This window comes from Verrucomicrobiia bacterium, from assembly GCA_026414565.1.
Lineage (GTDB): Bacteria > Verrucomicrobiota > Verrucomicrobiia > Limisphaerales > Fontisphaeraceae > Fontisphaera.
Genome location: JAOAIT010000030.1, coordinates 32,864 through 41,428 on the forward strand (window position 1 = coordinate 32,864; position 8,565 = coordinate 41,428).

General features: G+C 61.2%; 8 protein-coding genes. 5 read left to right on the forward strand and 3 right to left on the reverse strand.

All coding sequences use genetic code 11. The features are described 5' to 3' along the window. Positions 1-53: 53 nt before the first annotated feature. Entirely contained in the window at positions 54-1,679 is a 1,626-nt protein-coding gene (locus N3J91_07910; GenBank protein MCX8156355.1) for an AMP-binding protein, read from the reverse strand. A gap of 184 nt (positions 1,680-1,863) precedes the next feature. On the opposite strand from N3J91_07910, the gene rpmE reads away from it, so the two are divergent. After that, entirely contained in the window at positions 1,864-2,112 is a 249-nt protein-coding gene (gene rpmE, locus N3J91_07915) for a 50S ribosomal protein L31 (protein ID MCX8156356.1), read from the forward strand. Between the two features lie 61 nt (positions 2,113-2,173). Beyond that, positions 2,174-3,250, forward strand: coding sequence for a peptide chain release factor 1 (gene prfA, locus N3J91_07920; protein ID MCX8156357.1), 1,077 nt, complete (start codon positions 2,174-2,176; stop codon positions 3,248-3,250). 39 nt (positions 3,251-3,289) lie between these two features. Here the strand turns inward: prfA and N3J91_07925 are convergent, their stop codons facing one another. Together N3J91_07925 and N3J91_07930 are read right to left on the reverse strand one after the other, a co-directional pair. Continuing rightward, entirely contained in the window at positions 3,290-3,628 is a 339-nt protein-coding gene (locus N3J91_07925; protein ID MCX8156358.1) for a cupin domain-containing protein, read from the reverse strand. Between the two features lie 8 nt (positions 3,629-3,636). Beyond that, positions 3,637-4,077, reverse strand: a complete 441-nt coding sequence (locus tag N3J91_07930; protein MCX8156359.1) for a hypothetical protein — start codon at positions 4,075-4,077, stop codon at positions 3,637-3,639. A gap of 152 nt (positions 4,078-4,229) precedes the next feature. Here N3J91_07930 and N3J91_07935 point away from each other — a divergent pair, with 152 nt between their 5' ends. The 3 genes from N3J91_07935 (at position 4,230) to N3J91_07945 (ending at position 8,034) form a co-directional block, all read left to right on the forward strand. Beyond that, a complete protein-coding gene (locus tag N3J91_07935; GenBank protein MCX8156360.1) occupies positions 4,230-6,377 on the forward strand; it encodes a formylglycine-generating enzyme family protein in 2,148 nt (715 codons plus the stop codon). 217 nt (positions 6,378-6,594) lie between these two features. Then, the gene (locus N3J91_07940; GenBank protein MCX8156361.1) at positions 6,595-7,521 is read left to right on the forward strand and encodes an RHS repeat-associated core domain-containing protein; all 927 of its coding nucleotides are present in this window, start codon (positions 6,595-6,597) and stop codon (positions 7,519-7,521) included. Between the two features lie 339 nt (positions 7,522-7,860). After that, positions 7,861-8,034, forward strand: a complete 174-nt coding sequence (locus N3J91_07945) for a hypothetical protein (GenBank protein ID MCX8156362.1) — start codon at positions 7,861-7,863, stop codon at positions 8,032-8,034. Positions 8,035-8,565 lie beyond the last annotated feature (531 nt).

Below are 8,565 nucleotides of genomic sequence, written 5' to 3' on the forward strand. Positions count from 1 at the left end.
TCCGCCACCGCGCGCGGGTGGCGGCCGGTTTCCTCTGCGAGGCGGGGCGCTTCTCAAGCCGTGGGGGCGGAGGGGGCGGCGCCTTCCTCGGCAGCACGCTGGCGCAGTTCCAGGCGGCGGATTTTGCCGCTGATGGTTTTGGGCAGCTCCGGCACAAACTCAATTTCGCGGGGATACTTGTAGGGAGCGGCGAGCTGGCGGCAGTGATGTTGAAGCTGGTGTTTCAATTCCTCGTTGGCGGAATAACCGCGGCGCAGGACGACGTAGGCTTTGACGATCTGCCCGCGGATGGCGTCCGGTTTGCCCACCACACCCGCCTCGAGCACGGCGGGATGCTCCAGCAGGGTGCTCTCCACTTCAAACGGGCCGATGCGGTAACCCGAGCTTTTGATGACATCATCCTTGCGGCCCAGAAAATAGTAATAACCCTCCTCGTCCCGCACCGCCTTGTCGCCGGTGAGGTACCAGTCCCCCTGAAACTGCCGGGCCGTTTCTTCGGGGTTGTTCCAGTACTCGACAAACAGACCCAGCGGGCGGCGGGGCTTGACGCGGATGGCAATTTCGCCCTCCTGATGCGGGCCGGCCAGCGGATGAAGGTGGTCATCCACCAGCGCCACTTCAAACCCCGGTGTCGGCAGGCCCATCGAGCCGGGCTTCACGGGGCGGCCGGAGCATCGGAGATTGGCAATCAAGGCCACAGTTTCTGTTTGTCCATAGCCTTCATAAAGCGTCAGCCCGGTGGCCTGACGCCAGAGATGGAGTACCTCCGGATTCAGCGGCTCGCCGGCCGTGACACAATGCCGCAAATGCGGAAAACGCCAGCGGCTTAAATCTTCGCGCACCAAGAGCCGCAGGGCGGTGGGTGGGGCGCACCAGGTGGTGACCGGATAACGCGCCAGCGTGTCGAGGATGGCATGTGGCTCAAAACGCCCGTGGAAATCATACACAAACAGGCTGGCCCCCTGATGCCAGGGCCCGTAAAAACTGGACCAGGCCGCCTTGGCCCAGCCCAGGTCCGAGAGATTCCAATGCAAATCGCCGGGCTGCAAATCCAGCCACAGCTCCCCGGTGACCTTGTGGGCCAGGCCGTAGGAGACCTGGTTGTGCAACACCATCTTGGGCTCGCCGGTGGTGGCGCTGGTGAAATACATGATGGCGGGCGAGGCCGCCGGGGTGGCGGGGGCGGTGAAATCCGGCCGGCCTTTTTGCACCCCTTCATCGAAGCCAATCCACCCGGCCGCCTCGCCGCCGCACAGCAGGCGCAGGCCGTCAAAGTGCGCGAACTTCTCCACCTGCGAGGGACAGGTGATGACGGCCCGGATTTGGGCCAGGGCCACGCGGTAATCCACCTCCCGCGCAGTGAGCTGCAGGGTGGCGGGCACCGGCACTGCGCCCAGCCGCGTGAGGGCCAGCATGGCCAGCCACCATTGGGGCATGCGGGGCAGCATGAGCAGCACCCGGTCCCCCGGCGCGATGCCGCAGTGGGCCAGGAAATGGGCCGCCTGCCGGCTGAGGGTGGCCAGTTGGGCAAAAGTCAGGCGGGTTTCCTCGGAGGAGCCGGCTTGCACGTGCCAGAGGGCGAGGGCTTCGGGTTGCCGGCAGGCCCAGGCATCAAAAACATCCGTCGCAAAATTAAAACAGGCGGGCAGTTTCTCCCCGCCCTCCGTAACGGCGCGCATGCGCAGCATCCTGCGTTGCGGGAGTCTTTTTGTAAAGCCGGCAGGCATCTGCGCTGAATTGGGGTGGGGGCGGCGGCGGTTGCCCGGCCGTCCGTTGCCAGCGGGGGGGTGGGATTTTCCCAAAAAAACCGCTTGTCAAAGGCGGGCTTCGTGGTATTTTTCGCGGCTCTATTGGATTTTGAATATGAAGTCGGAAATTCATCCGAAGTATGTGGATGCGGAAATCCGTTGCGCCTGCGGCAACGTGATTAAAACCCGCTCGACCAAGCCGACCATCATCATCGGCATCTGCAACAAGTGCCATCCGTTTTATACGGGCCAGCAGAAGTTTGTGGACACCGCGGGGCGTGTGGACAAGTTCCAGCAGCGTCTGGCCAAGACGCAGGCCGCGCAGGCCGCGGCCGCCGCCGCCAGCAAGAAGAAGCGGAAATAGCTATTTCCCACCGGCGCGCCCGCAAGGCTCAACCCTTGCGGGCGTGGTGTTTTTACCGGCCATGGACTTGCGGCCTTTCATTGAGAAATTTGGTCGCCGGCTGGCGGAGGTGGAGGCCCAGCTCAGCGATCCCCGGGTTTTCGAGCAGGCGCAGCGCGCCCAGGAGCTGGCGCGTGAGCATGCCCGGCTCAAGGAGCTGACCGCCGCGGGCGCGGCGTGGCTCAAGGCCACGGCGGACCTGGAGGCCAGCCGGGAGCTGTTGCGGACGGAGCCGCCCGGCTCCGACCTGGCCCTGATGGCGCAGGAGGAAGCCGCCCGCCTGGAGCAGGAAATCGAGCGGCTCACCCTGCAAATTCAGCGTGGCCTGCTGCCTCCGCATCCGGCGGATTCCCGCAACACCATCATGGAAATCCGCGCCGGCGCGGGCGGGGCGGAGTCGGCCCTGTTTGCGGCCGATTTGTTTCGGATGTACACGCGCTACGCCGAATCCCGGGGCTGGAAGGTGGAATCACTGGACTCCAATCCCTCGGATCTGGGCGGCTTCAAGGAAATCATCTTCAGTGTGAGCGGCACGGATGTTTATCAGCGGCTCAAATTTGAGAGCGGTGTGCATCGCGTGCAGCGCGTGCCGGCCACCGAGGCCCAGGGCCGCATCCACACCAGCACGGTGACGGTGGCCGTGCTGCCGGAAGCGCAGGAGGTGGACATTGAAATCAAGCCGGACGAGCTGGAGATCAATGTGTGCCGGGCCTCCGGCAAAGGGGGGCAGGGAGTGAACACCACCGACAGCGCGGGGCAGATCATCCACAAACCCACCGGCCTGATGGTGCGTTGCGCTGATGAACGCTCGCAGCAGAAAAACAAGGCCAAGGCGCTGACCGTCCTGCGCTCGCGCCTGTTGGAGCGCAAAATGGCCGAGGAAAACGCCAAATATGCCGCCCAACGCAAGGAGCAGGTGGGCACCGGCGAGCGCAGCGAAAAGATCCGCACTTACAATTTTCCCCAGAATCGGGTGACCGATCACCGCATTGACCTGACCATCTACAATCTGCAGGTCATCATGGACGGTGAACTGGATGTGTTGATTGACGCGCTGCTGCGCGACGAGGTCCAACGCAAGCTGGCCGCCCTGGACTAGAAGCTCGTGGCCGCCCAGGGCTGAGGCCCTCCTGCCGGCTCAATCAAACCATTCATCCGCCGGATCAAAGGCGGGAATGGGGAGGTTGAGCAGGGTCAATTTCCCCACCGCCCGATGCCGGCAGCCGGGCTGGATGTAAATGGCGGTCAGGGGTTTCACCGGATAAAGCTGCCCGTCCAATTCCACATGGCCTTCGCCCTCCAGAATGACGTAAATTTCCGTCATCTTTTTGTGATAATGCGCCCGGGAATCAGCCTCGATGTTGACGATATGCACACTGGCGGCGTGGCCCGGGTCGGCAAAGGCGCGGCGGGCATGGCCGCAGGGGCAGCGCACGGCAGGCAGGGCATCCAGTTGGGCGATGTGAAAGTTGGCCATGGGCGGATTCAGGCGGCGGGGGTGGTGTTGCGCTGGCGCAGCACGAGGTCCACGTGCCGGCAAACATCCAATAATTCACGGGCTTGAATGGCCCCCGCCACATAGTGCGCGGCAGCGGTGCGCAGCATGGTGGCCTCCAGCGAGGGCAGTTGCTGGCACACCGGCTCCAGGATTTTGGCCAGCACGCGGGCAAAGGTGTTGCCATTAAAAAAGGCAAAGGGATTGGCCGCATGGCAGCGGCGGCACAAATCCAGAAACTCGCGAAAAGTCATCCGCTGTTGGCGGGCTGTTTCCCAGATTTGGCGGGTGGCCTCATACCCCGGCCCGGGGCGGTGCGGGGTTTCCGGTTTGGCACACAGTTCGCGGTTGATTTCCACCACGGTTTCCCATGGGTGATTCGCCAGCCAGGCTTCTTTGGCATTTAGTTCCACGGCAACGTCTTCGGTCAAAATTGCATTCCCGCGACCTCAGCTTGCGGGGGCGCCCCCTAACTTAAGGGCCATCGGGCCGCAGGGTCAATACGCTTTCGTTTGACAAATGAATGTCCCTTGGGGACATTCGTCCAACTTTTAGCATGAACATGAATGTATCAGTTCTCGGAATGAGCGGAAAAACTTCCGCCACCTGGGCGGCATTGCTGTTGGCCGCGGGTGTTCTGTCCGCCGCCACCGCCCCGGTATGGGTGTATGAGAATAAATATGAGCTGGTGGTGAACGGGGATTTCGACGGGGACGGGCGCCAGGACGTGGCCCTGGTGGACCGGCCCACCGGCAACTATCGCATCGGCTACCAATTGCAGGAAGGCCAGATGACCTGGGCCATGGCCCGCCCCAGCCGCATCTTGTACGTCACCGGCCTGAGCGCCGGCCGGCTGCTGGACGCCAACAAGGATGCGCTGGTCTTTTCCAGCGCTGATGGGGCCACCGTGCACATCGTGGAGGCATCCGATGTGAAAGTGGCCGGGCGCATGACCGTGTTGAAACCCGACTGCCTGGGGCCGGCGGCGGTGGTGGCCATTGACATTGGCGGAGCGGGCAACACCCCGGAAGCCGACATCTACCTCAACAGCATCTACAACGTGGACCCGGTTAATCTTTCCACGCTCTTCCGCAACACCGGGGGCAAGTTCAAACAGATCGAGGAGGTGGAAGCCCCCGGCGCCTTGAGCGGCGCCCAGCGCGTCGCCCTGCAGGAAGGCGGGCCGGAGCTGATTGCGGCGGTGGTGGCGGGCAAGGACAAGTCCGCCTTGCTGTTTCTCTCCCTGGCCTCCGGCAAGCCCGAGGTGGTCGCCAAATCGGACGACCTCCCGGGGGGCGCAGCCTTTGCTCTGGGCCGCCATGGCAACACCCTTGGCGCGTTGATTTACAAGCCGGGCGACACCGCCTTGCACTACCGTCCCATTGAAACCACCGGCGGCAAGCCGGCCCTGGGCAAGGCGGCCACCTTCAACCTGTCGCGGGCCATTCACCAGGTCTTTGTGGCCGGCCAGCACCTGATGGTGGTGCATGGCACCAATGACCCGGCGGTCATTTACTCCTTCGACGGGGCCAAGGCGCCTGTCGAAGTCCTCAGCATTAATCCCAAGCCGGGCGAAATGGTGACGGGCGGTTTTGTGGCCGGGCCAACGCTGGGGGTGTTGTTCCGCGTGGAAAAAAGCCGCTTCAAATATTCCACCCGCTATGAGCTCTACCGCCAGACGGCCGGTAAATTTGCGCCCGCCGGCGGCGGGGATTTGCCTCCCTGCGAAGTCACCGATGCCTTCCTGGTGCCGGAATTGCACCGGATGATTTCCGCCAGCCTGGAGGTGAAGGACGAAGCCGCCATGGCCCCCTACACCAACACCATCCCCGGCAGCCCCGTCAAATATGTCATGCTCCCCATCAAGAGCGGCGAGTTTATCATGGGCAGCCCCGCCAACGAAAAAGGCCGCAAACCCGATGAAAGCCCCCAACACAAGGTCAAGGTGGACGCCTTCTGGATGGGCAAATTCGAAGTCACCTGGAACGAGTACGAGCTGTTCATGTACCCGGATGACGAAAAGAAACTTCGCAGCGATTATCCCACCAATCCGGAGCGGGACCGCTTGTCGGACCAAATCACCCGGCCCTCCAAGCCGTATGTCGAAATGAGCTTCGGCATGGGCAAGGATGGTTTTCCGGCCATTGCCATGACGCAACACGGCGCCAACAAGTATTGCATGTGGCTCAGCTCCAAAACGGGCCACTACTACCGCCTGCCCACGGAAGCCGAATGGGAATACGCCTGCCGCGCCGGCACCACCACGGCCTACTCCTTTGGCGATGATGAATCCAAGCTGGAAGAATACGCCTGGTTTGAGAAAAACAGCGAAGAGGGCGGCGACTGGAAATACCACAAAGTGGGCTTGAAAAAACCCAACCCCTGGGGCCTGCATGACATGCATGGCAACGTTGCCGAGTGGTGCCTCGACCAATACCTGCCGGATTACTCCGCTCGCGCCAATGGCGCCGTCAACCCCTGGGTGGTGGCCACCAAGCCCTACCCGCACGTCGCCCGGGGCGGCAGCTACGACTTCGAAGCCGCCGCCTGCCGCAGCGCCGCGCGCATCGCCTCCACCCCCGACTGGAAGGCTCAGGACCCCCAACTGCCCAAGAGCGTGTGGTACCTGACCGATGCCAAGTTCATCGGCTTCCGCCTCGTGCGCCCGCTCAAGGTGCCTCCGCCGGAAGTGATGGAAAAAACCTGGATCAGCGGCGTGGAAAAGGATTAAACGTCCTTCCTTTCCTCTCCGACAACTTTTCCCTTCTCGGGCAGCGCGTGCGTTACCTCCATCTCGGGGAGCGCACGCGTCCCGCGTGCCGGCTTCGGCGTCCCCGCCGAAGCCAAAGCTATGCTCCAATGATTAACAAATTGGCATGATGCTCCCCATTTTGCACCTTCGGCTGCGACTATCCGGCTTTGCATTTTGCATTTCCCTATTCCCCTAAATGGCCTTGAAGGAAGTGAGGTTTTGGAGAATATTAGCTGCGGGTCAGCCGGAAACCATGCAAGCGTGGGGAACCATCGGCATGTATGAAGCCAGGGAGGAGGCAAAAACCATCCCCCAGAATCCCTCTCCTCTGAACGACGCTTGCAAAGTGGGTGGTTTGCTGGCGACGGTGATTCATAATGGGCCGGATGCGGGGGTGTATTTTCCTTTTTATGATGGGAATGGGAATGTGATGGGGTATGTGCGGGGGGCGGATGGGTTGTTGGTGGCGCAATACGAGTACGGCCCTTTTGGCGAACTCCTCCGCGCCACCGGCCCCCTCTCCCAGAACTTCAACTACCTTTTCTCCACCAAATACCATGACTGGGAAACCGGCCTCCTCTACTACGGCTACAGGTATTACAACCCCACCACCGGCCGCTGGCCAAACAGAGACCCCATCGGGGAGCTTGGTGGATTGAACCTTTACGGATTCGTTGGCAACAATCCCATAGGCCGTGTTGACACTGATGGGAGGGCCTGGTGGCCGCCGTCTCAATGGCCGATTTGGCCGAAGCCAAAACCTAAGCCTCCTGGCCAACCTCCTCAGAAGCCGAAGGAAAAATGCACGGACTGCGACATGCAGGACAATCCAGCGAAGGAGCTTTTCAAGACGGCGGCAGACACATTGGCTGGCGAAGTTGGCGGAAAAGCTGGTGGAATAGTGCGGCTGCTCCTGCTGGCAAGTGATGCAAAGAAAGGTTGCGGTGACATGAAAGGGGCTGCCGATACGTGCGGGGATTTTGCGCGGAGACAAGCTGCCGACCCTGGATACCCCGGTGCGGATACCGACTGCCAATTTTGTTGCCAAGCAATTTTGGGAAGCTTCCCGGGTCTTGGCGGTTTCGATTACTATGCGTGTCTCAACATGTGTCGGAAATTTTAGGAGGCACGCATGAGAAAAAAAAGCGTCATTGTAGCAATGGTTTGTTCCCTGGTGACTGTATGGGCTATGGCCCAACAAACCCGAACCAGTCCAGCCAAATCAGAACCGCGAATCGAAACGAAAGTTTCGGAGTCCACAAAATACGGGAGGCACGCTCGCACTACCGAAGTTTTTCACGGTAAAGTCCTTCTATCGAGGAAAGTGGAAATCAGCAGTGAGGATGGCAAGTTGAAATCCGTCTCTACAAAACTCTTTCGAGATGGCTAACTGATCTTTTATTCCACCTATTTCGCTGATGCGAACCGCACGATCCGAGCTTACTACCATCAAGACAAGTTAGTGATGCAGGAAGGAGACGAGGACGGCGACGGCTTCTTTGAAACCGTGATCCTGTTCGATGCGAAAGAGCAACCGACCGAAGCGTTTTCAAAGAGCAAGGATGGAACGGTTACGCAGTTCACGAACGAAAAGCTCGCTGAACTCAAGAAGTCGTTTGCGAAATTCCAAGAGTAATCGGCTGTCCCGCACAAACGGTGAGAAGGAATCTGGCTCGCCTGATACCGTTTCCAAAGTTGTTCACAAGGGCGCGGAGCGACGCCCCGGGAAGCGGGAGCGCCGCGGCCTTGTGAACAACTGGGCGGCTGGCCAAACTCCCACCGGCAGTCGCAGCTTTGCCCCGCCGCTTCACGGTCGTAGCGGCGCCGCCCCCACAAGGGCCCGCCGGAGATCACCGGTGGCGGCAGGTGCGTCCGGTGCCCGTCAGCCGCGCTCTGGCCGGTGGCCGTCTAGTCGCTCCGTGACGCCCCATTCCAGGTGACCGGAACAAGGTGATCCTGGGTGCGGCTGTGCTTGGTGGCCAAGCATGCAGCAGAGCTACACGCCACCTGGGTTGCCCATGCCAGGTAAAACCCGGCAATCGCTTCTTGCTCAACTGAGCAGATGGGATTAGGCCGGGGTGATCGCGGACGACGGCTCTTTGGCTTCGTCAAGAGCAGCGTTACCTGAACTGGCTGGAACTTGACGTGGCCAAGGCGCTCACCTGGA

Coding starts and splice junctions, on each gene's coding strand:
- N3J91_07910 (MCX8156355.1), bottom strand. CDS start 1,679: ATGCGCGCCGTTACGGAGGGCGGGGAGAAACTGCCCGCCTGTTTTAAT.
- rpmE (MCX8156356.1), top strand. CDS start 1,864: ATGAAGTCGGAAATTCATCCGAAGTATGTGGATGCGGAAATCCGTTGC.
- prfA (MCX8156357.1), top strand. CDS start 2,174: ATGGACTTGCGGCCTTTCATTGAGAAATTTGGTCGCCGGCTGGCGGAG.
- N3J91_07925 (MCX8156358.1), bottom strand. CDS start 3,628: ATGGCCAACTTTCACATCGCCCAACTGGATGCCCTGCCTGCCGTGCGC.
- N3J91_07935 (MCX8156360.1), top strand. CDS start 4,230: ATGAGCGGAAAAACTTCCGCCACCTGGGCGGCATTGCTGTTGGCCGCG.
- N3J91_07940 (MCX8156361.1), top strand. CDS start 6,595: ATGGCCTTGAAGGAAGTGAGGTTTTGGAGAATATTAGCTGCGGGTCAG.